This window comes from Legionella steelei (assembly GCF_001468005.1).
GTDB lineage: Bacteria > Pseudomonadota > Gammaproteobacteria > Legionellales > Legionellaceae > Legionella > Legionella steelei.
This window is the reverse complement of sequence record NZ_LNYY01000019.1, coordinates 1,419,767-1,442,917: the sequence shown is the minus strand read 5'-3', so window position 1 is coordinate 1,442,917 and position 23,151 is coordinate 1,419,767. Positions and strand designations below refer to the sequence as shown.

The window sequence follows — 23,151 nt, the reverse complement described above, 5'->3', positions numbered from 1 at the left end:
TTTATGATGTTGTTTAGTTCCGCTTTAGCAAAGCACAGACTTACTTTTACTCGATTAAGTGATTGTATGGAATATATCCCCCTTGCAGCCAAATGGGCTGAAGATGAATGGGGATACATACGAAACAAAGGGGTTGAATATCGGGAAGGCGTGATGCATACACTGAGCCGTGATGTCTATATTGGTACTTATGCAGGACAGCCTGTAGCAATGTTTGCTCTATTAGAACATGAATTTCCTAACCCACGTGGGTTAAGTGCACGTGAACTAATGTATGTCTATGTAGATAAAAATTATCGAGGACTAGGGTTTGGCAAACAGATTATTGAAGAAGCAAAACGATTAGCCACGGCGGTAGGTTCGGATTTGATTTTGCTAGATACGCTAAAGCCTAGTTTAAATCGATTATATGAAAAGCATGGTGCGAAAGTAGTTTGTGAGGGTAGCTTGTTCTCTCATCCAACAGATGTATTAAGTATGTCAATTTAATAATTTTTTAGGAATTTTATAAGTGGCCAAAGAATTAAAAGGAAATAACCAGGCAGACTTTGCTAAAGTGCATCAAATGATTACTGAGGCTAAATCCAGAGTTTGGCTACAAGTCAATAAAACTCTTATTCAGTTATATTGGTCTATCGGACAATATGTATCTAATAAAATAACACATGATGGTTGGGGCAAGCGTATTGTAGAAGAGCTAGCGGACTATATATCAATAGAGCTACCAACAATTAAGGGGTTTTCAGCGCGTAATATATGGAGAATGAAGCAATTTTATGAGACTTATCATGAGAATACAGAACTGTCGGCAGTGCTGACAGAAATTACGTGGACAAATCATTTGCACATTTTGTCTAAAACAAAGTCTATGGAAGAAAAAGAGTTTTATCTGCGTTTAGCTGCCAAACATCATTATTCTGAGCGTGATTTCTCAAGGTTAATAAACGTCGGAACATTTGAAAGAACAGTGCTTGCCGATCAAAAACTGTCAGCAGTGCTGACAGAATTACCTGATAGCAAGGGGAGGTTTAAAGACAGTTATGTTTTTGAGTTTTTAAATTTACCTGATGATCACAAAGAAAAAGATTTAAGACGAGCCTTGGTCGCAAACCTAAAAAAATTTCTACTTGAACTTGGTCCAGATTTTAGTTTGATGGGAGAGGAATACCCTTTGCAAGTAGGAATGAAAGATTTTCGTGTGGATTTATTGCTTTTTCATCGCGCGCTTAACTGTATGATTGCAATAGAATTAAAGTGCACCGAATTTAGTCCTTCGCATTTAGGACAATTACAATTTTATTTAGAAGTATTGGATAAAAACATAAAAAAAGCACATGAAAATCCAACGATTGGTATATTAATTTGCAAAACGAAGGATGAGGAGGTTGTTCAATATGCGATGAATAGACATGCTTCTCCAACGTTAATTGCAGAGTATGAAACCAAATTAATTAGTAAAGCGGTATTGCAAAATAAGTTACACGAGTTTGCATTACAGTGGGACAATGATGAATAGTAGGTATTCCAAATAAATTATTTTTCAAAAAATTAAAGAAAAACAATTGAACCAAATAACACGATATGTTTAAATAAAACAACAAATCGTGTTTTTTGGTTTTTAATATGTCTACTATCGCTTTACTACCTCGACTTATTCGTTTGAAAGATGTCCCTAAGTATATTGGTATGGACAGAAATCGATTTAATACTTTCGTAAGACCTCATCTTATAGAAATTCCTATAGGCAAACAAGGCGTGGCGTTTGATCGACTTGACCTGGATGCTTGGGTAGATCAATATAAGCAGTGTAGTGGGCGTCCAGGCGGCAAAGAGCAAAGGAGTACAAAGCCATGGGACGTAAACAAACAACAGGACTATTTAAAAGAGGCCAAGTTTGGCATATCGAAAAGCAAGTCCTTGGACATCGCATTCGAGAAAGCACTGGCACAAAGTCGCTCCAGGAAGCGGAGCAATACCTAGCCAGGCGGATCGAAGAGATTAGACAGGCAACGATTTATGGAGTAAGGCCAAAACGCAGTTTTAAAGAAGCTGCGGTGCGATTTTTAAACGAAAATCAACATAAAGCCAGCATTGATACCGATGCAATACTCCTAAAGTCTATTTGCCCGTTTATTGGTGATTTGACCTTGGAGCAAGTGCATATAGGAACATTGCAATCATTTATAAAAGCAAAACAGGAAGCGAAACTTAAAACGAAGTCAATTAATAATACACTGGAGTTAGTTCGGCATATTTTAAACGTTGCTGCAACTGAGTGGATTGATGAGAATAGTTTAACGTGGCTTCTGGTTGCTCCTAAGATTAAATTATTGCCAGTTAAGGATGCACGAGCACCATTTCCTTTATCTTGGTCAGAGCAATCAAGGTTCTTAGAAGCGTTGCCAGTTCATTTAAATCAAATGGCACGTTTTAAAGTTAATACAGGATGCCGAGAGCAAGAAGTATGTCAATTACGTTGGGAATGGGAAAAACGTGTTCCAAGTTTAAATACGAGCGTTTTCATTATCCCTAGCCATATTAATAGGGATGGTGAATTAAGACAGTTGGTAAAAAATGGGGAAGATCGGCTGGTTATCCTAAATGATGAAGCGAAAGCAGTTATTGAGGAGGTTAGAGGTATTCACTCTGAGTTTGTGTTTTCTTACAATGGAAAGCCAATTACACGCATGAACAACACTGCTTGGCGAAATGCGCGTAAAAAAGCAAATCTTAGTGATCTGAGAGTCCATGATTTAAAACACACTTTTGGAAGAAGGCTTCGAGCAGCTGGTGTAAGTTATGAGGATAGACAGGATCTGTTGGGGCATCGCTCTGGCAGAATTACTACTCATTATTCTCAAGCTGAGTTGAGCAATTTATTGGAGGCTGCGAATTTAATTATTCAAAGCCGACGAGAAAGTAAAGAGCTTACTATTCTGAGAGTAAAACAAGGTGGAACCCACACTATCCCCACAAAATCCCCACAGTGTGAAATTAGGGCAGTAGGTTAATTTAAAAATTATGAGTTAACTATTTGATTTTAAATCGATTAAATGGCGCGCTCGGAGGGACTCGAACCCCCGACACCTTGGTTCGAAGCCAAGTACTCTATCCAGCTGAGCTACGAGCGCAATGGGGTATGGTTTATGCATTTTGCCAAGGTACATTCTGGTTGATAGTGAAGATGAATAACCAGAATTGGTGGGCCGTGTAGGATTCGAACCTACGACACAGAGGTTAAAAGCCTCCTGCTCTACCACCTGAGCTAACGGCCCTTAAGGCAAAAATATTTTTTAACTGTACTCTAAAACTGGTGGGCCGTGTAGGATTCGAACCTACGACACAGAGGTTAAAAGCCTCCTGCTCTACCACCTGAGCTAACGGCCCTAAAGAGGCTGGAATAATACCGGATTAGCACAGAATTTCAAGTCTTTTTATAATGTTTCATATAATTTTGTTGCTTTTATGGAGCACAAATACTTTTTTTGGGCAAAATTGGCTTAATAAAAAACAGCGTTATTAATATGTTGCACTTGAGAATGAATGTGTTTTTCTGTGGCCAGTATTGTCCAATTGTGCAATCTTAAGTGCTGAGCAATAGTTGGGGCTTTATCAACTGAGGTAATAAGCAATAAAACATCAGCGCCTAACGCACCACACCCTTTGATTGCTCGTATTCCAGGGTACTTTTTAAACTTATGAATCAATTTTGAACTATGTTCAGCTACCAAATTTAATTCAGTTAACTTTTGATGGTAGTCATTGATGGCCTTAATCAATTTGGGAGAATCAACCTGTTCGAAGGCCTGTTTTGCCTCATCAACTAACAAAGATAAATAATCAATCTGATCTGGTAGGGCCGTGTCTTGCAAATGATGATGCGTTGCAAGCTTCACGCCTGTGTGAATGAGAAAAAACGACAAGTCATGAAAGGGCCAATTGTAGGATTTTATTATTTTCTGCTGCTTATTAATGTACACACATCCTTGTTGTGATTGTGCGATTACATCATACCCACTCGGTTTTAAACCTTTTCCAGTCCAGGACGATTCGTAATAAGCATCAAGCATCTGATTTAAATCAGGCATTGAGTTATTTAAGAAACAATGCGCCAAATAGCTTGCTAAAAATTGTGCACTGGAGGCACCTAAACCACCTCGACCTGCATAGGGGTCATTCCATAAAAGACCGTGCTCACAATTTTGTTTTAACCACCAATGTCCAGCTGGAGACTCGGGGTGGATTCCAGATAATTCTTTTTGGGTTCTAAGGATGAGTTCAAAACAAGGGGAGGTCGTAAGCAGAAGCGCAGACGCTTCTGCTACCGCAGCATATTCACCTAATAAAAAGGTTTTTGCAGGGATTAACCAGTTCATACTGCAATAGGTGTTTGTCTGATTTTTGCCAGTAAATCATGAGCATTGTTCAGGCTAATTCGTTTATGCAAATCTAGCCATTTTTGCAAATGTTCTTTAAGTAAGGGCATTTCTTTTTCATTGGCTCCCGCAGCCAAGAGCAAATTATCTATATGTAATTTCATGTGGCCTTGAATAATACCTTCGGTACATAATGCTTTAATAGCACCCAAATTTTGTACCAAACCTACCGCAGCAATGACTTGAGATAAGTCATTTGCCGAAGAAATATTCATCATACGCAAACACATTTTAGCCGTTGGATGCAATGAAGTGACACCACCTATGGTTCCTACAATAATTGGTGCGGTTAGTTGCCCCGTAAGTATTCCATCGTGATAGCGCCAACGAGTAATTGCTCTGTATTGTCCATCGCGTGCGGCGTAGGCGTGCACACCTGCTTCAACTGCGCGCCAATCATTGCCGGTTGCAATTAAGACAGGATCAATGCCATTCATTACGCCTTTGTTATGAGTTGCTGCGCGATAAGGATCCATTTCGGCAAAAAGAGATGCTTCATGTAGTTTTTGGCCGAGTTCTGGTTCGATGGTGTGAATAGTCACTTGAGCAGTTGTTAGCTTTTGATCATTCAAGTTAGATAAAATGCACATGGTAACTTCTTCGCCAGTTAACTGCTCTATAGGCGTTTTCAAGTATTCAAGAACTTGATTGATAATGTTAGCGCCCATGGCGTCACAACTATTCATGGTTAAATGAATGACGGCCATGTCGTGCTGATCTTCTCTTTTCAGCTGACGTAATTGAATATCCATGACACCGCCACCACGTTTGACCATGTTTTCAGCGACATCTTTATTCGCTTTATTGATTAGGTATGCGCGATTTTCATGAAAAATCTGAGAAAATTTAGAAAAATCTTTAACTTTTGCCAATTGAATTTGGCCTAAAATGCATTCACCGTGAACCCAGGTTTTTATTTCGCCGCACTGTCTAATCCATTTGGCTGACTTAGATAACGCCGCGATGATGGAGGTTTCTTCAACAGCCATAGGAATCACATAGTCTTGGCCATTAATGTTAAAATTGGTGGCTACTCCTAGAGGAAGCTGAAAATAACCGATGACGTTTTCAATCAGTTTGTCTGCTAAATTCAAGTCTTTGACGCCACCATTTTTAAGAAAACCAATGTCTTCGGAAGTGATTGCCCCTAAGGCTAACAAGCGTTTAAATCGCTCCTCTCGTGAAAGTTTGGAAAAACCACGAAAAAGCTCATCGGTATTAGAAGTTAAAGGCATGCTTTCTCCTTTGAGTAGCCGGCATTAACGCAAGTTTTATAATGCCATGTTTGCGTTGTTCAAATTGGCTGTAGTTGTCTTGCATACCTGAATTTTACTGTATTGAAAAAAATGAAAGCAATTTTATCATAAAACCAGACAGCAAACTACCTGAAAATCTTAAGTTGTATGATTTTGTTTTTATTTGTGTTTGTCTGTATCTGGTTGTTTAGATACCAAAGTATCTATTTCGTCATTTTTAGGTTTATGCATAAAAAATTATCTCATGGTTTTTTTTCTAACAAGGTCTTGTTTTTTTTAATTTAATTGTCCTAGTTTTTCTTTATCAGGGAGTGTAAATTACGCGCATTAAATTGGATTAAATTGTAGGGAGACGTGATGGGAAAAAACACAAAAGAACAAAAGGCTTTTAGTGCAGCTGAAAAGATAAGAACTACATTCATCGATCAATTGAAAAGATGCAAGTCTTTAAAGGAGTTAGAAGGATTTTTAAAAAAATATGAAGAGAAAAAAAGTAAAAGCACAAGAACAGTTAATTTAACCGAGCACCATCAAAAAACTATCAGTGACTTGGACCTAGAGATTGCAGGATTAATCTTAAAATTAAAGCAACGATTTGCACCAGTAACACAAATTGAACCCGTGGCGAGTATTCGTGCACACCATGAAGAAGAGAGAGGCCGTACGGAAGTTTTACCCGTCGCTAAAGAAGAAAGTGAAAAACAACATGTAGGCACTAAAGCCGAAGTAACTGTAGATGCTGCAAGCAAACCTTTAGAAGAACATCCTAAAACTTCTCTTACGATTTCTCGAAGCGGAGAAAAGAGACATAGGCCCGGTCATCAGGGAATGGACAGGAGGGGGCTCTCTAGACCTTCTAGTGTAGAGATTCAGCAATCTGGACATGATTCTGGAAGTGCCAAAAAACATCATAGCCATGTTGATTCGAGAACTAGAAGACATAGAGAAATACACCTTTCTGAAGTTCGTTTAAAATTAAAAACGCTGTATGCGAAAGAGAAAAAATATAAAGAAAAAGCCAAAGAATATCATGGCAAGGATCAAGTAAAAGAAAAGCAATATAAAGAGGCTGAGGCTGCTGCAAGAAGAATTCACCAGAAAATAACCAAATTTTGTAATCAGTACATTCTTGATGGAAATTGGGAATCTTTTAAATTACAAAGTCAAGGTCTACTCAGTAAAGATAGCGCCGATGTAAAAACACTTAAGACACATCGTGGTTGGTGGGAGAAGTTCTTGGACGATCTGGTCGAGCTCATTAATAAAGGGTTTGTTCGTGTTGGTTCTTCAATTCGTGTGGGTGAGTTATCGATATTTAAACCCGCAGCTGACGGAGGAAAGAAAATTGATGCATTAGCCAACACAATAAACTCTGTTCAGCTTCCGTAAGTACTTAATTTTTCTAAAAAAATAAAGTAGTCTGGGTTTTATTTAGTCGTCCGGACTACATTTTTTACCCTACCCGAATAACTTATTCTTGTGTTACCATGTCGTATTGTTTTTGCTCTTAAAGAACATTCACATTATTCTTGAGATTATTTTTCAAAAAAATGACTATGGTACAAAGCAGCGCGCAAATCACTTTTGATAAGGAACTTGCCAGATTTCACTGTATAGGTGCATGGTCTGTTTTGCAAATTGGAAATTTATTAAAAAGATTTAGTGCCGATGATTTGCCCAAGAAAGAAAAAATAGTCATTAGTGGAGAAGGGATTAGTCATTTTGATAGTGCAGGGGCTCTGGCACTCATTAAATGCATTGACATACTAGAACAACAAGAAAATAAGGTCGATCTCAGTCATTTTACTGAAGCACAACAACATCTGGTGGATTTAATTAAATCAAAAAAAGATGCTTTAGATTATCAAATTCCCGCTGAACCGAAAGAGAACATATTTTATCTAGTCGGTAAAGAGTCAGAGAATAAGCTACGTCAAGCAGATGGTCTTCTTAACTTAGTTGGTGATTTAACAACTAAAGTTATCGAAGCATTTGGCAATTTGCGTCGATTTCAATTGCCGAGCATTATCACAAACATACATTCTACTGGCGTCACTGCGCTACCTATTCTTGCTTTACTTTCCTTTTTGATCGGGGTGGTTTTGGCTTACCAAATGGGGTTGCAATTGCAAACATACGGGGCCAACATCTTTATTGCTTATTTATCTGGAATGGCTGTTTTCCGTGAATTTGCACCGCTCATTACAGCAATTATTGTTGCTGGTCGTACTAGTTCTGCATTTACGGCGCAAATTGGTAGTATGAAACTCAATGAAGAAGTTGATGCGCTGCTCACTATGGGACTTTCTCCTACTGAATTACTCGTGCTTCCTAAAGTGATCGGATTATTGATTGCGTTTCCTTTATTGATTTTTTGGTCTGATATTTTTAGTATTTTAGGAGCAATGATCATGTCCAAAAGTCAACTAGGCATTAGCTTTGTTGATTTTTTGCAACGACTAAAGGACTCTGTTGGACTGTCACAGTTGAATTTAGGACTTTATAAAGCACCGGCATTTGCATTGTTAATTGCGTTGGTTGGTTGTTTTCAAGGATTTAGGGTTGAGGCTGGCACGGAAAAAAATATTGGGAGCCAAACTACCAAAAGTGTAGTGCAGGCATTATTTCTGATTATTATTGCGGATGCAATTTACTCAATTATTTATAGCCGGATGCATTTATAGATGAGCGAACCCATTATCGAAATAAAAGGATTAAAGAATTATCTCGGCGGTCAGTGGGTACATTCCGATGTGAATTTGACCGTGGAAAAAGGAGAAATTTTAGCGATCATTGGTGGTTCGGGAAGTGGAAAAACGACGATACTACGTAGCTTGCTGATGTTAATGAAGCCTACGGCGGGTAACATTAAAATATTTGGTCAGGATATTAGCCAACTTGATGTACAGCAATCATCTTCGCTTCGTCGTCGTTGGGGCATGCTTTTTCAGCACAGTGCTCTATTTTCATCAATGAATGTGTTGGAAAATGTCATGTTTCCCATGCAAGAATTTACCAGTCTAGATTATGACTTCATGTATGAATTAGCCTTACTAAAAATCGCTTTAGTAGGGTTGCCTAAAGAGGCGGCAGGTAAGTTACCTTCTGAGTTGAGCGGGGGAATGCAACGAAGAGCAGCAGCGGCACGAGCCATTGCCATGGATCCAGAGTTGTTGTTTTTGGATGAACCGACTACGGGCTTGGATCCATTAAGTGCGAGATTGTTCGATGACTTAATTGTTTTTCTAAGAGATTCATTAAAACTTACTATAGTCATGGTCAGTCATGATATAGAGTCTTTAAAACGAACTACAGATCGCGTAGCCTTTATTGGCGATGGAAAAATTTTAAGTGTTGAGCCAATTAATGATTTAATGAAAAATAAAAATAAAAAAATTGCTGGTTATTTTAGTAAAGTGTAGGCATAACTGGAGACAGAATACTTGGAATCGAAAACCAATTACACCATAGTCGGTGTAGTCGTACTCACATTGTTCGTAGGACTGGTGGCGACCATGTTGTGGTTGTCTGTTGGTTTTAATCAAAAAAAATATACAACTTATACTGTTTACATGCACGAAGCAGCTACTGGTCTGACGAAAGATGCCTCTGTAAAGTTCAACGGTGTGCAAGTGGGTTATGTAAAAGAAATCAGATTAAATCAAAGTGATCCAAGACAAGTCGAAATTTTATTGAATATTGAAGAAGATACACCAATTACTACCAGTACTTATGCGACATTAAACTCCCAAGGAATTACTGGTGTCAGCTACATTGGTTTAAGCGCAAGTACTTCTGATTTGACTCCAATTCAACAAATGCCCGGCGAACCTTTTCCAGTGATTCCTTCAAAACCTTCGGTCTTTAATCAATTAGATGGCATTTTAAAAAAGGTGTCTGAAGATATAAATACGGTAAGTGCTGAAGCACAACGTCTATTTAACGAAGAAAATGCAAAACATGTACGCCATATATTGGCTAATATCGATCATTTTTCTAAAGATTTGGCAGGTAATGGTAAAAATGTTAATGCTTTTATGGATAATCTTGCCAAGGCAAGTCGTGATTTTCCGCGCATGCTTGATGAGTTGCGAGTTGGGATATCTAAGTTTGAGACTATGGCAGACAGTTTAAGTAAGGCTGGGAATAGCGTATCAAAAACGATGGGATCAGGGAAAAGTACGTTGGATAAAATTTCCCAGGAAGCGCTTCCCCCGGCTGTTGTTTTATTAAGAAGATTGAATGCAATTTCTGCAAATTTGGAAAAGGTGAGCAGTGAAATGCGTCAGAACCCTGCGGTGGTTATTCGTGGCAGTAAACCGCCACAACCTGGGCCTGGAGAATAAATGATGAAAAAGTTGACTGTTTTTCTTATAAGTTTAAGCGTGGTGTTGCTTAGTGCATGCTCGCCGGTGAAGGTCTCTGTAAAAAATCAATATCAGTTGAGTGCATACAGTACCAAACAGTTAGCAAAGAATCCGCTGCCGGTTACTTTATTAGTTACCGCACCAGAAGCTGCAGCAGGCTATCAAACCGAACAAATGCTTTATATTAAAAAGCCCTTCGAACTCGAGGCTTTTGCAAAAAATGCATGGGTAAATCCACCGGCAGATATGCTCTATCCCTTGATTCTACAGAGTTTACAACGAGCAAATCTTTTTAAAGCCGTTACGTCCAATGCGTATACTTTGGGTGTAGATTATCGAGTGGATACCCAATTGCTTTCACTTGAGCAAAATTTCCTCAAAAAACCAAGTGTACTAGAGCTTTCGGTCAAAATGGTTTTGACACATGTTAGTGATAATAGAGTGCTTGCTTCGCGGATTGTCAACTTACAGATTCCTTGTCCTAGTGATACTCCTTATGGTGGTGTCATTGCAGCCAATAAGGCAACACAATTGTTTACTGCGAGTCTTGCTCGTTTTGTGGTGTCTCATATTCAACAATAGAGTATCGTCATTTCTGTATATGTTGGGTAATTTTTTGTCAAAATAGCTCAAACAAACGTAGGCTGGGCTACTAAGCCCAGCATGTAACAATGCCAATGTATGAACACTATGGATAAGCTGCTTGTTAATTGAGATTACAGTGATGGTTTTCATAATGAACATTTTGGAGCGTAGGAATTAACGCAACAAACGCTGGACTTAATAGCCCAGCCTGCAACCTATGATCGTACAGGTTGGTACGATGAATACTGTAGCCAAAAAATAAAAAGAATTGTACAATGTGTCCCCATGAGCCCTATATGGGATTTTGCGATTTATTAATAATAAAAAGAACAAAGGAGATTGAGGATGAAAGCCGGATCATTATGTAAATTGGGTCTGCTTGTAGCAAGTGCTGTTTTAGTTGCTGCGTGTTCTAAAACGCCAGGTAGTGCTGGAGTAGGTGTGACTGACGCTGAGGCTTCTGCTCAAGGTCTAGGACAATTTACTCATTTTGCTGGTCAAGAACCAGGTGAGTCTTACACAACTAAGGCACCTCATAATCAATTGTATTTGTTCTCCTACGATGACAGTAATTTGGCTCCCAAATATTTACCGTCTATTAACGCTCAGGCAGAATACCTGAAGACACATCCTGGTGCTCGTGTGTTAGTAGCTGGACACACTGATGAGCGTGGAAGCCGTGAATATAACGTAGCTCTTGGAGAGCGCCGCGCAAACACTGTAGCTGATATCTTACGTATGGCTGGTGTTAACAGACAACAAGTTCGTGTTGTGAGCTACGGTAAAGAGCGTCCAATTAATTTAGGACATGATGAAGCATCACACGCACAAAACCGACGTGTTGAATTTACTTATGAGGCAACAAGATGATTAATTGCAAAAAACACATTATCGCTGCAGGCTTTATGTTAATACTTCCTTTGGCTTGTTGGTCAGAGGCGCCTGTGGTCGATGATAGTGATAATTTTGCAATTAGTGAGGAACAACAGGCGTATGAAGCGCCTGTTGTTGGCTCAAAGTACAGTGAGCCACAAGAGAGCAGACAGTTTGATGTGGCTCGGAATGAGAATTACGCACTAGATAATTCTCAAATTGATGATGAACGTGCGCTGGCTAAAGATGATCAGGCAAATGATTCAAATAGTAATATCACAGATAATGCTAAGCTGATTGATAAAATCCAAAGCTTACAACAAGAAGTACAAGAACTTCGTGGACAATTAGAAGTACAAGCTCACGATTTAAAATTGTTACAGCAACAACAAGTTGCTTTTTATAAAGATTTAGATGCGCGTTTAAGTGGTGGAACCAGTTCTGCTAAAGCATCGCCAAGTAAAACATCAAATAAACCTGCCCTGGATCTTTCCGTTGGTTCTAAGGAGCCAGCCCCTAAAGCAGTTGTACCTGCATCAAATATTCAAACAAGTAAATCAGCGCCAACACCAGTTCCAGTACCTGCTGTTTCTACTTCGAGAGCGAATCCTGCTGACGAACAAATTAGTTATTTGGCAGCTTATGAATTAGTAAAAAACAAGCGATTTGATGATGCCATCAGCTCTATGAATGTGTTTGTGCAAAAATATCCTAAGGGTGGTTATACGGCAAATGCTCAATATTGGCTTGGTGAACTTTATTTAGCGAAAAAAGATTATCCCAATGCCATTGAACATTTTAATGTGGTTTTACAACAATTCCCCACCTCAAGTAAGTCTGCTGCAAGTATGCTCAAGACTGGTTATGCCTATGCCGCACAGGGTAATAAGCAAGAGGCTCAGAAGTTCTTGCAACAAGTAGTAAGAGCTTATCCTGGTACACCTACTGCGCAATTGGCTAATTCAAAATTACGTACGATATGATTGAGGCTTGTTTACATTTCTATTATCCTAGCCAATCTATCCTGCTTTTCTGCACTTTAATGTCCACATACTGTGTGTATGCTGCATATCAGTGTGCGAAAATTAGGTTTTGGGGGTTCAATGTAGTGAAATGCAAACAGAGTCTTTTAACTTTTTTTATACATAGCTCCAAAATTCTGCTTTATCGGGGCTATGCTTATATGTTCACCCAAGCGACTTGAAATAGTTTATGGATTCCAAGGAGAAAATTATGTATTGGCTAGCCCATGCCCCAGCTAATATTGCTCTGATCAAATATATGGGAAAAAAGGATAATCATTCAAACAGTCCTGATAACCCGTCGATATCTTATACATTAAATGAGCTTATAAGTACTGTAAGACTTGAAAAAACAAGCTCAAAAAAAGATATTTGGGAACCGCTGATTATACCTGGTGGAATTGAGAATTTTGTTTTGTCTGCAGAGGGACAAAAAAGGTTTCTTAATCATTTAGTGCGCATAAAAGCATATTTTGATTATGACGGTGGTTTTTTGGTGCAGTCTTGCAATAATTTTCCTCACAGTAGTGGCATGGCAAGTTCTGCTTCAAGTTTTGCGGCGTTAACACGTTGTGCTGTTATTGCCTTAAGTGAGTTAACGAATAAACCCGTGCCTTCTATTGAAGAACAAGCGCAGTTAAGCCGTCTGGGATCTGGTTCATCGTGCCGATCTTTTTATTCTCCTTGGGCCTTATGGGAGGATAATGAGGTAAAAGCGGTCGATTTGCCTTATCAAGAATTAATTTACCAAGGTGTGGTGATTAGTAATAAGAAAAAAGAAGTTCCTTCCAGCGAAGCACATCAGCGGGTAAAAAGTAGTCCCTTTTATGAAACACGTAGTCAAAGAGCAAGAGAAAATTTAAAACTTTTGTTGGATGCATTAATGACTCAAGATTGGACCTCGGCTCATGATATATGCTGGCGAGAATTTCAAGATATGCATCGTTTGTTTAATACCTGCGAACAACCTTTTACGTACATGACAGAAAGTTGTGTCGATCTCTTGCACAAGCTCGAGGCTTTTTGGGATAAAAAAGGTGATGGTCCCATAGTGACTATGGATGCTGGGCCAAACATTCATTTATTATATCGCCCTGACCAAACAGAATTAGCACGTGAATTTAAACGTGATTATTTAGTAGGCAATTATGACGTTCTTTGATTTTGAAACCACAACTTTTGGCAAATGGATTTTAGCAGGTGAGCATGCGGTAGTACGAGGACATCCTGCCTTAGTATTTCCAATTAAGGAAAAAAAATTAACTTTGAGATACTCTGCTGCAGGCTCTTCTTTAGGAGCTGATTATACAGGGAGTAGTGGTGCTGATATGCAACTTCTGTTTTGGAGTGTGCTAGAACATGGGATGCAGCTATTAGGGCGCTCCTTAAATCAAATCGACGGTCATTTTCATTTAGATAGTACAATTCCTGTGGGTGCAGGAATGGGGGCTTCAGCCGCTCTTTGTGTGGCAATGAGCCGTTGGTTTTGTACACAGAACATGATAGACCTAAGCCAGTGCAATGATTTTGCAAAGGAATTAGAGCATTTATTCCATGGAAAGAGTAGTGGACTTGATGTAGCAGGGGTTGCTGCGGAAAGCGGGGTTTATTTTAAAGCTGGGAGTATTATTCCACTGCAGCAAAAAATTTATCCTCAGTTTTTTTTATCTTCATGCAAACAAATTGGCATTACATCGCATTGTATCCACCAGGTCCAAAATTTATGGACTGAAAATCCTGTTTTGGCCCAGCAAATTGATGTGCAAATGGTCGATGCAGTTGAAGAAGCGAGAAAAGCCTTAGAGCAGGGTGATGACTATGCCATAAACTCTTTGACTCAGGCGATTAATAGGGCTGCTGATTGTTTTTATCAATGGAACCTGGTTAGCGAAAGCTTACAACAACATATGAATCGATTGATTGCAGAAGGAGCCCTCGCTGTAAAACCAACGGGATCAGGAGGTGGAGGGTTTGTGTTAAGTCTTTGGGAAAAGCAACCACCTGAGTATCTCGAATTGTTGGCTGTATAGTGTCTCATGTAACGAAAGGCTGTATTTGACACATCTTGTGAGAAAATCCAGCCTTTCACCAAAATTAAGTGTACCCTCTGAACAGGCACTTAAGAGATATAAAGCTGTAACCCAGGATCAAAATGCATTAAGTGGGCAGCGATTGTCTAAACAGGTACTGATGATAGATTATTCTAATCTACGAATTGAAAATAGACTTCACTGGCTTTTACCATTCCGAGTTCATAACGAGCTTGCTCTTCCAGAGCTTGGTCACCGTTCTTTAACTCTCTGATATCTGCTTCAAGTACGCGGTTACGTGTTGTAAGTTTGTTATTTTCCTGCTCGTGAGCAGCCAATTTTTTTTCAAGATTATGCCACTGAATCAAATTTCCATCGCCCAGCCATAGCTTATGCTGTAAAACAACTAGAGAAACAATCAAAATGATAAACAAAGGGCGCATAGATTTTGCTTAATTAAAAGAGTGTCCTTTAACCATTGTATTACCATTTCGCAATGTGTAGCAATATCTGCTTGCGTAATTTTTATAGGGTTTTTTTAATATTGTAGCCTGGTGCGGCGCAGCGAAACCCGGGACTCTACAACCACTATTTCCCGGGTTCCGCTACGCTGCACCCAGGCTACAAGTTCATAAATCAAATCAAAAATGTTTCCTTAAAATATCAAGCTCTTCATTTAATAAATCTATTTTTTCTAATAAATCTAATGCGAGTGCCACTCCGGGTAGATTAACTCCTAAATCTCGATGTAAGCGAAAGGCAGATTCAATTTTACGAAGATCCTTTTGATTTAATTTTAAGTGCTCTGGTTTTGTTGTTTTGCATGAAAATAAGCCATATTCGACCATTTCAATCAATAATTCTTTAGGTATATGATAGGTTTGGCATACCTCATTGAAAGAGATAGTTGTAGTTTCCTCAATAAGCACGCCAATGATTGTATTGTCTTGTTTCATGCTTATGCTCCCATCTTGTCACGTGGATTAAAAGGCATTACCTGTGCCATCTTCTTATACAGCTCTTTTGCGTCTTCAGTCGTTGCTGGCGGAGTAATAATTTTTAGAAGTACATATTGATGCCCAGTTGGGGCACCCGGTAACCCACGATTTTTCAGTCTTAATTTTTGTCCTCCTTGAGATCCAGGAGGAATTTTTAAATCGATTTTTCCTCCCAAAGTAGGAACTACAACTGTTGCTCCTAAAGCTGCTTCCCAAGGAGTAATCGGTAGCGTGAGATAGATATCACCCTCCATGACATCAAAAAGAGAATGTTTATCAACCTGTACCGTTAAATAAATATCTCCACGTGGGCCTCCTTGCATACCTGGTGCACCTTGACCTGCCAGACGAATTTGCTGACCTGATTTTACGCCTGCTGGTATTTTTACTTTCAAGGTTTGGCTGGCTTGCGCATCGAGCGCACTTGGAATCTGGATGTTTTTAACGATTCCTGTAAAGGCTTCTTCCAGGCTTATATTTATTTTTCCATGATAGTCCTGACCTGCCATCGGTTGCTGACGATAACGAGAATGGCCAAATAAAGTTTCAAATAAATCTTCATTTAATGGACCACTATAAAACTGTTCAGAATCTTCAGGATGTGAATAGGTATGCGTCCTTTGTTGGTGAAACGCTTTATTTTTTCTGTAATTATCATACTCTGCTTTTTTTACTGGGTCTCTTAACACTTCATAAGCTTCACCCATTTCTTTAAATTGCTCTTCAGCGTTGGGTTCTTTACTGATATCCGGATGGTATTTTCGAGCCAGTTTTCGATATGCCATCTTAATGTCTTTTTCAGAGGCATCCTCGCTTATTCCCATTATTTTGTAGTAGTCTTTATCCATGTTTTTATATCCAATTTTAAAATCATTTTTTATTTTTGTAACACGTATTCTCCTGGAGCATCAGGTAAATTCTTATCAATTTTAGGGGGGAATGTCTTTTCACCCGATTGTTTCACTAACCAATCATGCCAGGCAATCCACCATGAGCCTTTTCTATGCTCTGCTATTTCTAACCAATGCTTGGGAGAAATATATGTTTCTTCCTTTTTTTGTTCACGAATCAAATAACTGCGTCCTGGATGTCCGGGTTCGCTCACTATACCTGCATTATGACCTCCATTAGTCAAAACAAAAGTAATATCCTTTCGTTTAATCAATGAGTGAGTTTTATAGACGGATTTCCATGGACTCACATGGTCTTTCTCTGTACTGACTACGAATGCGGGTAATCTGATGTTTTCTGGTGCGATATGCTTTCCTTCAACAGTATATTGACCTTCAGAGAATTCATTTTTAAGGAATAATTTTTCAAGATATTCACTGTGCATTTTATAAGGCATGCGTGTTGTATCTGCATTCCAAGCCAATAGGGCGATCATACCTCTTTGGGTTCCATGCATGTAGTCTTGCACCATTTTCGACCAAATCAAGTCATACGAGCGTAGCATTTGGAAACTTCCAGCCATGAGTTTAGTATCTAAATAGCCTTTTTCCCACATAATGTTTTCCAAAAAAGATACCTGGCTGTTATTAATAAAGAGTAATAACTCGCCTGCCTCAGTAAAATCACCTTGAGCCGCGAGTAGTGACAGGCTTTTCAGTCGATGATCATGGTCTTTGGCCATAGTTGCTGCGGTAATCAAAGCTAAAGTCCCTCCAATACAATACCCCATTAAATGAATTTTTGTATTGGGGATTATGGTTGATATTTTATCGATCGCAGCCACAGCGCCTTGCCGATAATAATCATCGATTGCTAAATTCCTGTCTTTTGAAGTGGGATTGAGCCAGGAAACGATAAATACTGTATGTCCTTGTTGTACTAACCAATTTACTAAAGAGTTTTCTGGAAGGAGATCGAGTATATAATATTTCATGATCCAGGCAGGGAGAATTAACAAGGGTTCTTTATAAACTTGTTTGGTTTGCGCTTCATATTGAATGAGCTCAATCAAATGATTTTTAAAGACAACCTTACCTTTAGTCTGAGCAACTTGTTTTCCTGGGATAAAATGTTCAACGCCCGCCGGAGGACTCCCAGTTAATTTCTCAACGAAATCTTGTAAGCCCAATTGTGTACCACGAATTAAATTTTCTCCATATGAATTCAATGTCTCTTGCAGCAAATCTGGATTGGTCAAAACAAAATTGGAGGGGGATATCGCATCAAGAAGTTGTTTTATGGTGAATGATACAATGCGTTGGTTTGGCTCATTTAATCCAGGGATTTCGTTGGCTGCGTTTAAGCACCAATTTTCCATTTGTAAAAATAGTTCAGCCCACAAGCGCCATGGATAGAGGCTCCACTTATCCGTATGAAAACGCACGTCCTCACCATTGCCTGGTTTCTCATGATTTATAAGTCGTTTGCTAAAATCAGCACAATGCATCAAAGGATAAAGATTTAATTTCAAAAAAGTGCCTGGGGCCTGTAACAGTTGCGCCCCCCATGAAAAATAAGAAGTTGCTACAGAGGCTGGGCTGATGCTCGCAGTGAATTTCCCAAGATTGGCTTGAAAATATTTATCAATCAAATTAAATATATCGTAGGTAGCTGCCGCATTTTCTTTGCGATTAACAGTCGCAGAGGGTTTCTTTTTTACTTTTCCTTTTTGTGATGACTTATTTTCTTTTGTAGTAACATGAGCCATTTTTTTCATGGGTTCAGTCTTATCACCGTTATTATTATAAAATAGTATAGCCTCTGCGATATTTATTTGTATATTAATCAGTTAAAGTACATACTATTCACTTTACTTGAGTGTCTTTACCCAATACTACAGCGTCATTTTTACTAAGGTTGTAGCATGAAAATAAATCATTGCACTAAGTATGGTTGGATTGTTTGAATTGATATCGGAGACTTTTTATGCAAAAGTATGTACTTAATATTCTTGTTGTTTTTTTTCTATTTTCATTAGCTGGCTGTCAGTCAAATCAGGCGACCTCCAATATATTTAGACCTTTTACACCGTCAACTGCTACAAGCACAAATTTATCGCAAGCAGTGCAAGAAGCTTTGATGCGTAATGATGATCTTGCGATAGCTCATGTACGTGTTCAAACAAGACAAGATGTTGTGATTCTTACTGGCTATGTTAAGAAAATTCGTCAAAGTGATGTTGCAGAACAGATCGCTCGTCAGGTTCCAGGTGTACGTGCAGTAGAAAATAATATAATTATCCGTCCATAAGCTTAAATATTCTCCATTTGTACTATATTTATACAAATGGTTAAGTGTATTCAAATGGAGAATAAAATGGCTGACCTAATTCATAATGCTTTGCCAACGCCAAGACGAGAAATGATCTATATTAGTCCAAACGATTCTGTAAAAAAAAGTATTGATATGATGACAGAATATGATATTGGAGCATTGGTTGTAATGGATAATGACAACCAATTAGTAGGTATAGTGAGTGAGCGGGATATTGTTCGTTCTTGCTTACACAGGTGCATTAATCTGGAAACAGGAAAAGTTTCTGATGTGGTCAATAAGGACGTCACGATTCTTAACTCTAATGATGTCGTGGAAAAAGCGATGCAGGCAATGACTGCAACGAAAAGAAGACATGTGTTAATTCGTGACGAAACTGATGGGATTATAGCTATCTTATCCATTGGTGATGTGCTTTATCATTTATTGGAAGATAAGGCTAGAGTGATTGAGCAATTAGAAAATTACATCCATACCTATTAACAGAATTTTTTAGGATGATATAGTATCTTTTTTAATGTACTCATGGCTCATATGAAAACAGTCTTCAGATTGATTTTAATTTTTTTGATATTTCAAGTTCCTGCGTGGGCTACTGAATTATCGCCCACATGGTATTCCAAAAGTACAGATAACCAAGTTGTTATCAACATCGAAATGTTTTTGTCATCCACATGCCCCCATTGTCAAAATGCGGATGCATTTTTTCGCGATCTAGAAGCGAAAAACCCTGATCTGCATGTTCAACGATATTATATTAACCAGGATAAAAATGCATTGGGTCGTTTTTATCAATTATTGAGTGCACAGCAAATGGATGATTTTGCTGTTCCATCAATCTACTTTTGTAATTCACGCTGGGTAGGATTTACCTCAGCAGAAACCACTGGAAAAGATTTATTACAAGGAATTAATTATTGTAAGCAACAAATTCAAAAAAAAGGTAAGCTAACGCAAACAACTGTAGATGCATTGCGACATTTAGCTAATGCAAATCGTTTTATTACCGGATTGGTAGAGAAACCATCTAGGTTACAGTTTACAACAACCATAGCATTTATGGATTCTTTTAGCCCTTGTGCATTCTTTTGTTTCGCTGGATTTCTTGCTTTTCTCTTTATTGAAACTCAAAAGAAAAAACAAATTATCGCGGGCTTCCTATTTATCTTTTCAGTAGCAATAGTTCATTATTTTCAACAGGCTTATCCCAATGTATTTTTTGAGCTATTGCCTTGGTTGCGTATTCCTGCTGCATTATTAGGAGCACTCACTATTTATTTTGTAATACATTATCTTAAAAAACAGTCTTCTAGTGTTTTATACTTTTTATTGGCTTTCTTATTAGGATTAATCACTACAATTTATCAACAAACTTGTGTGATGAATTGGGCGACCATCTTCCAACAATGGTTAAATGATCAGCATTTAACGGGTTCGCAAACAAGTTTGTATCAATTGCTTTATCAGGGAATATACATACTTCCTTTAATTTTGATTTTATTTATCTACTTAGTCTTACTTAAGGTGGAACGTTTTGCCGCATTAAGAACAAAATTTATCAACATTGGTTTATTGTTTCTGATCGCAATTGCAGTAAGTTTAATCGCTTATCCCTTTATCTTGCCATACTTTGGAGTATCTATGGTGACTTTATTTATCCTGGCGGTGTGTGGATACTTTTTAAATTTGACTTGATCTTATTTTGATGATTTGGGATTATCATCTCTCTTTGTTTTTCAGGTGATAACATGAGTAAGCTCATTGATATTCCAGTTGTTGTAGAGAGCGGGCAAAAATATAAAACATCTCATGGCGTAACAGCAATTAAAGATGGCGTCAAAGCAACAGAACATGCTTATGAGCGTTTGCCTAAACCTAAATGGTTACGCGTAGTAAACCATACTACTCCAGCATATCACCAGGTAAAAGAGCAAGTACAAAAGCATCGCCTATCTACTGTTTGCGAAGAAGCAAAATGCCCTAATATTTCTGAGTGTTGGTCGCATGGTACTGCAACAATCATGTTAATGGGATCTGTCTGTACACGCGCATGTCGTTTTTGTGCGGTAGATACAGGCAATCCTCATGGTTGGCTGGATGCACACGAACCAGAAAATACGGCAAATACCGTCGCATTAATGAATCTTGATTATGTGGTGTTAACTTCAGTAAATAGGGATGACTTGCCTGATGGCGGTGCTAATCATTATGCACGGACGATACAAGCGATTAAACAACGTTCTCCAAAAACTAAAGTTGAAGCATTAACCCCTGATTTTCAAGGTGTAGAAAAAGACATCGCAGTATTACTGGATAGTGGTGTTGATGTATTTGCACAAAATGTAGAAACTGTAGCGCGTTTGACACACCCAGTCCGTGATAATAGAGCAGGCTATAGTCAAACGTTGAATGTACTTGCATACGCGAAACGTTATCGACCTGATGTACTGACAAAAACCAGCTTAATGTTAGGTTTAGGTGAAACGGACGAGGAAATTGTGCAAACAATGGATGATCTACGCGCGCATAATGTAGATATTCTTACTCTAGGACAATATTTGCAGCCCACAAAAAACCATTTACCTATTGCACGTTATGTGACTCCCGAGACTTTTGCTGAACTAAGACAGATTGGATTGCAGAAAGGATTTTTTGAAGTAGCTTCTGGTCCATTGGTGCGTTCTAGCTATCGTGCAGATAGAATTTTTAAGCAAGATAATTTGGGTTTAGATAATTAATTTATTCAGCCTGAGTGAAGCAGCGCAGCGGAAACCGGGTTTTTCTGCAGATTCCGCGGGTTACAGCTTACGTCTTCACCCAAGCTAAAAACACTGAATCCCTACATAAGAGACATAGAGCTTGTTGCAGTAACTTTATGATCAGTAGGGCTGAGTTTATGCACTTGGTGTTGCAAGAGATTCACCACTTTATCTGCTACCGCATGGCTATAGGCAAGTACTTTTTTCTCATCCTTAGGATGTTTCAGTTTAATTTCTGCCAATTCAACAGCTAATTGATCAGCACATTCCTGGCACAAGTAAAAATCACTATCCACTACGTTTGAAAGTGGCGCAATATACTGGCTATGTTCCTGTGTAAAAGTTTTATTGATTTGAATTATCGTTTCTTTAGCTACTTTAGTGACAAGATCAGGTATTAACTCTTTTTTATGGGTTGTCAGTTGTTTGTTCAATTGAATGTTTAACAGGTTCTGAAATGAATAAAAATTCATAACCACTGGTGCTTTACTACTCAACTCTTGATTTAGCTGCATACTGAGTTTTAGATTAGATTCTTCAACAATTCCTGATTGAATAACCAAATCGGCTATCTTTTTTAGCTTTTGTTTTATATCTTCAATGACCTCTATAGGCTGTTTGAGCACAAAGTTACGAAAGGAAGTAATTTTTGGCAGAACTTTTTTTGCCTCTTTTTCATTGAGCGCGAGCTCAGGAGTTAATTCTGAGTTAATTAGTACATTGAATTTCATGAGCATGACTTCGGCTCGTAAAGCACGTGCTTTTCCGATTGCATATTCTCTTAGTGCTGGATTTAACTGATCTAGTTCGGGTGTTTCAAACTCAGTTGCCTTATTATTTAATTTTCCATTAAGCATGGCTTCTAATACCGCATTTTGAAAATAATCAAAAACTGCTTTTCTGTTTGTGTGTGTCATTTTTTCAGTACACCAACTGATATAAATTGGATCAAGTACATCCAACAGCCCTCGAATTTCTTGGATTAGCTGCGATTTTAAAGGATAAAGGCGATGATTTTTTTTATATTGCACCATGATATTAAGTGAGGTCGCCGATTGCAGGAGAATGGCCCCACGTGCTTTAGCGTCATTACTTGTTTTTTTCTCAAAGTAGGTTTCATACGCAACTGTATCTCCCCATAAAGAAGAATTCTCATGATCATTTTTGATTAGTTCATCCAAAATGATGCGAGCATACAAGGTGAGGGTGGCAGCGGATGCACTGTGCCTACGAATATTATTACGAGTTGAAAAGAGAGTAGAGCCTTCGAGTGCTTTATCTTTTCTATATTGAAAAAAAGTACTCTGTTGCCTTAGTATGGCGGCTTTAGGTTGAACAATTGTATCTTTTAGTTTATTAAGGTGCTCTAAGCTTTGATACGCCTCGGTAAATGTTCTGACATCTTTAATAATAACTGCCCCATCATCAATAATGACGCCAGGAAATTTTTTAAACATCTCGAGGTCTATTTTAGGTTCAAATCGAGAATAACTCTCTTTTTTAATACAATATAATAAGCATGTCGCTTTATGAGTTTTTTCATCCAGTTCCCATATTAAAGGGCTGCCTTGAAATGTAATATTTTGGAAATAAATCTTCA

General features: G+C 38.4%; 23 protein-coding genes and 3 tRNA genes. 16 read left to right on the top strand and 10 right to left on the bottom strand.

Translation table 11 applies throughout. The features are described 5' to 3' along the window. Nucleotides 1-3 precede the first annotated feature (3 nt). The 3 genes from Lste_RS10560 (at nt 4) to Lste_RS10550 (ending at nt 3,011) form a co-directional block, all read left to right on the top strand. Entirely contained in the window at nt 4-489 is a 486-nt protein-coding gene (locus Lste_RS10560; RefSeq protein ID WP_019349585.1) for a GNAT family N-acetyltransferase, read from the top strand. 22 nt (nt 490-511) lie between these two features. Continuing rightward, nucleotides 512-1,516 (top strand): PDDEXK nuclease domain-containing protein, encoded by a 1,005-nt coding sequence (locus Lste_RS10555; RefSeq protein ID WP_019349586.1) that lies wholly within the window; start codon nt 512-514, stop codon nt 1,514-1,516. A 334-nt stretch (nt 1,517-1,850) separates the two neighbouring features. Beyond that, entirely contained in the window at nt 1,851-3,011 is a 1,161-nt protein-coding gene (locus tag Lste_RS10550; RefSeq protein ID WP_019349587.1) for a tyrosine-type recombinase/integrase, read from the top strand. Between the two features lie 43 nt (nt 3,012-3,054). Here the strand turns inward: Lste_RS10550 and Lste_RS10545 are convergent. The 5 genes from Lste_RS10545 to Lste_RS10525 form a co-directional block, all read right to left on the bottom strand. Then, a tRNA-Arg gene (locus Lste_RS10545) sits at nt 3,055-3,131 on the bottom strand. Nucleotides 3,132-3,199: 68 nt separating this feature from the next. Beyond that, nucleotides 3,200-3,275, bottom strand: a tRNA-Lys gene (locus Lste_RS10540). Between the two features lie 36 nt (nt 3,276-3,311). Beyond that, nucleotides 3,312-3,387: transfer RNA gene (locus tag Lste_RS10535), tRNA-Lys, on the bottom strand. A 113-nt stretch (nt 3,388-3,500) separates the two neighbouring features. Beyond that, nucleotides 3,501-4,376 carry a mevalonate kinase family protein gene (locus Lste_RS10530; RefSeq protein WP_058510971.1) on the bottom strand — a complete coding sequence of 292 codons (876 nt, stop codon included), beginning with the start codon at nt 4,374-4,376 and terminating at the stop codon, nt 3,501-3,503. Further along, complete coding sequence (locus tag Lste_RS10525) at nt 4,373-5,671, bottom strand: hydroxymethylglutaryl-CoA reductase, degradative (protein WP_058510970.1); 1,299 nt, start codon at nt 5,669-5,671, stop codon at nt 4,373-4,375. The genes Lste_RS10530 and Lste_RS10525 overlap by 4 nt, the downstream gene beginning before the upstream one ends. Before the next feature lie 378 nt (nt 5,672-6,049). On the opposite strand from Lste_RS10525, the gene Lste_RS10520 reads away from it, so the two are divergent. From Lste_RS10520 to Lste_RS10480, 9 genes are all read left to right on the top strand, one after another. Then, nucleotides 6,050-7,081: a hypothetical protein gene (locus Lste_RS10520; protein ID WP_058510969.1), complete on the top strand. Its 1,032-nt coding sequence runs from the start codon at nt 6,050-6,052 to the stop codon at nt 7,079-7,081. 167 nt (nt 7,082-7,248) lie between these two features. Continuing rightward, nucleotides 7,249-8,376: an MlaE family ABC transporter permease gene (locus Lste_RS10515; protein ID WP_058510968.1), complete on the top strand. Its 1,128-nt coding sequence runs from the start codon at nt 7,249-7,251 to the stop codon at nt 8,374-8,376. Next, the gene (locus Lste_RS10510; protein ID WP_058510967.1) at nt 8,377-9,114 is read left to right on the top strand and encodes an ABC transporter ATP-binding protein; all 738 of its coding nucleotides are present in this window, start codon (nt 8,377-8,379) and stop codon (nt 9,112-9,114) included. A gap of 21 nt (nt 9,115-9,135) precedes the next feature. Then, on the top strand, nt 9,136-10,038 hold the full coding sequence (locus tag Lste_RS10505; RefSeq protein ID WP_193393402.1) for an MlaD family protein: 903 nt from the start codon (nt 9,136-9,138) through the stop codon (nt 10,036-10,038). Nucleotides 10,039-10,041: 3 nt separating this feature from the next. Continuing rightward, nucleotides 10,042-10,641, top strand: coding sequence for an ABC-type transport auxiliary lipoprotein family protein (locus tag Lste_RS10500; protein ID WP_058511718.1), 600 nt, complete (start codon nt 10,042-10,044; stop codon nt 10,639-10,641). Nucleotides 10,642-10,989: 348 nt separating this feature from the next. After that, entirely contained in the window at nt 10,990-11,514 is a 525-nt protein-coding gene (gene pal, locus Lste_RS10495; RefSeq protein ID WP_058510965.1) for a peptidoglycan-associated lipoprotein Pal, read from the top strand. After that, complete coding sequence (ybgF, locus tag Lste_RS10490; protein ID WP_058510964.1) at nt 11,511-12,500, top strand: tol-pal system protein YbgF; 990 nt, start codon at nt 11,511-11,513, stop codon at nt 12,498-12,500. Before pal ends, ybgF begins: the two co-directional genes overlap by 4 nt. A 250-nt stretch (nt 12,501-12,750) precedes the next feature. Then, nucleotides 12,751-13,701, top strand: coding sequence for a diphosphomevalonate decarboxylase (locus Lste_RS10485; protein WP_058510963.1), 951 nt, complete (start codon nt 12,751-12,753; stop codon nt 13,699-13,701). Then, nucleotides 13,688-14,569 (top strand): mevalonate kinase family protein, encoded by an 882-nt coding sequence (locus tag Lste_RS10480; protein ID WP_058510962.1) that lies wholly within the window; start codon nt 13,688-13,690, stop codon nt 14,567-14,569. The genes Lste_RS10485 and Lste_RS10480 overlap by 14 nt, the downstream gene beginning before the upstream one ends. Before the next feature lie 173 nt (nt 14,570-14,742). Here Lste_RS10480 and ftsB read toward each other — a convergent pair whose 3' ends face one another. The 4 genes from ftsB to Lste_RS10460 form a co-directional block, all read right to left on the bottom strand. Continuing rightward, nucleotides 14,743-15,012, bottom strand: a complete 270-nt coding sequence (gene ftsB / locus Lste_RS10475) for a cell division protein FtsB (protein WP_058510961.1) — start codon at nt 15,010-15,012, stop codon at nt 14,743-14,745. Between the two features lie 198 nt (nt 15,013-15,210). Then, nucleotides 15,211-15,525, bottom strand: coding sequence for a chaperone modulator CbpM (locus Lste_RS10470; RefSeq protein WP_058510960.1), 315 nt, complete (start codon nt 15,523-15,525; stop codon nt 15,211-15,213). A 2-nt stretch (nt 15,526-15,527) separates the two neighbouring features. After that, entirely contained in the window at nt 15,528-16,415 is an 888-nt protein-coding gene (locus Lste_RS10465) for a DnaJ C-terminal domain-containing protein (protein WP_058510959.1), read from the bottom strand. A 29-nt stretch (nt 16,416-16,444) separates the two neighbouring features. Next, complete coding sequence (locus tag Lste_RS10460; RefSeq protein ID WP_058510958.1) at nt 16,445-18,235, bottom strand: PHA/PHB synthase family protein; 1,791 nt, start codon at nt 18,233-18,235, stop codon at nt 16,445-16,447. 209 nt (nt 18,236-18,444) lie between these two features. Between Lste_RS10460 and Lste_RS10455 the strand changes: the two genes are divergently transcribed. The 4 genes from Lste_RS10455 to lipA all read left to right on the top strand — a co-directional run bounded on the left by Lste_RS10455 (nt 18,445) and on the right by lipA (nt 21,530). Further along, on the top strand, nt 18,445-18,768 hold the full coding sequence (locus Lste_RS10455) for a BON domain-containing protein (protein ID WP_058510957.1): 324 nt from the start codon (nt 18,445-18,447) through the stop codon (nt 18,766-18,768). Between the two features lie 66 nt (nt 18,769-18,834). Continuing rightward, nucleotides 18,835-19,275, top strand: a complete 441-nt coding sequence (locus Lste_RS10450; protein WP_058510956.1) for a CBS domain-containing protein — start codon at nt 18,835-18,837, stop codon at nt 19,273-19,275. 51 nt (nt 19,276-19,326) lie between these two features. Continuing rightward, entirely contained in the window at nt 19,327-20,487 is a 1,161-nt protein-coding gene (locus Lste_RS10445) for a hypothetical protein (RefSeq protein WP_058511717.1), read from the top strand. Between the two features lie 53 nt (nt 20,488-20,540). Next, entirely contained in the window at nt 20,541-21,530 is a 990-nt protein-coding gene (gene lipA / locus Lste_RS10440) for a lipoyl synthase (RefSeq protein ID WP_058510955.1), read from the top strand. Between the two features lie 101 nt (nt 21,531-21,631). Here lipA and Lste_RS10435 read toward each other — a convergent pair whose 3' ends face one another. After that, on the bottom strand, nt 21,632-23,008 hold the full coding sequence (locus Lste_RS10435) for a hypothetical protein (protein WP_237760465.1): 1,377 nt from the start codon (nt 23,006-23,008) through the stop codon (nt 21,632-21,634). Nucleotides 23,009-23,151 lie beyond the last annotated feature (143 nt).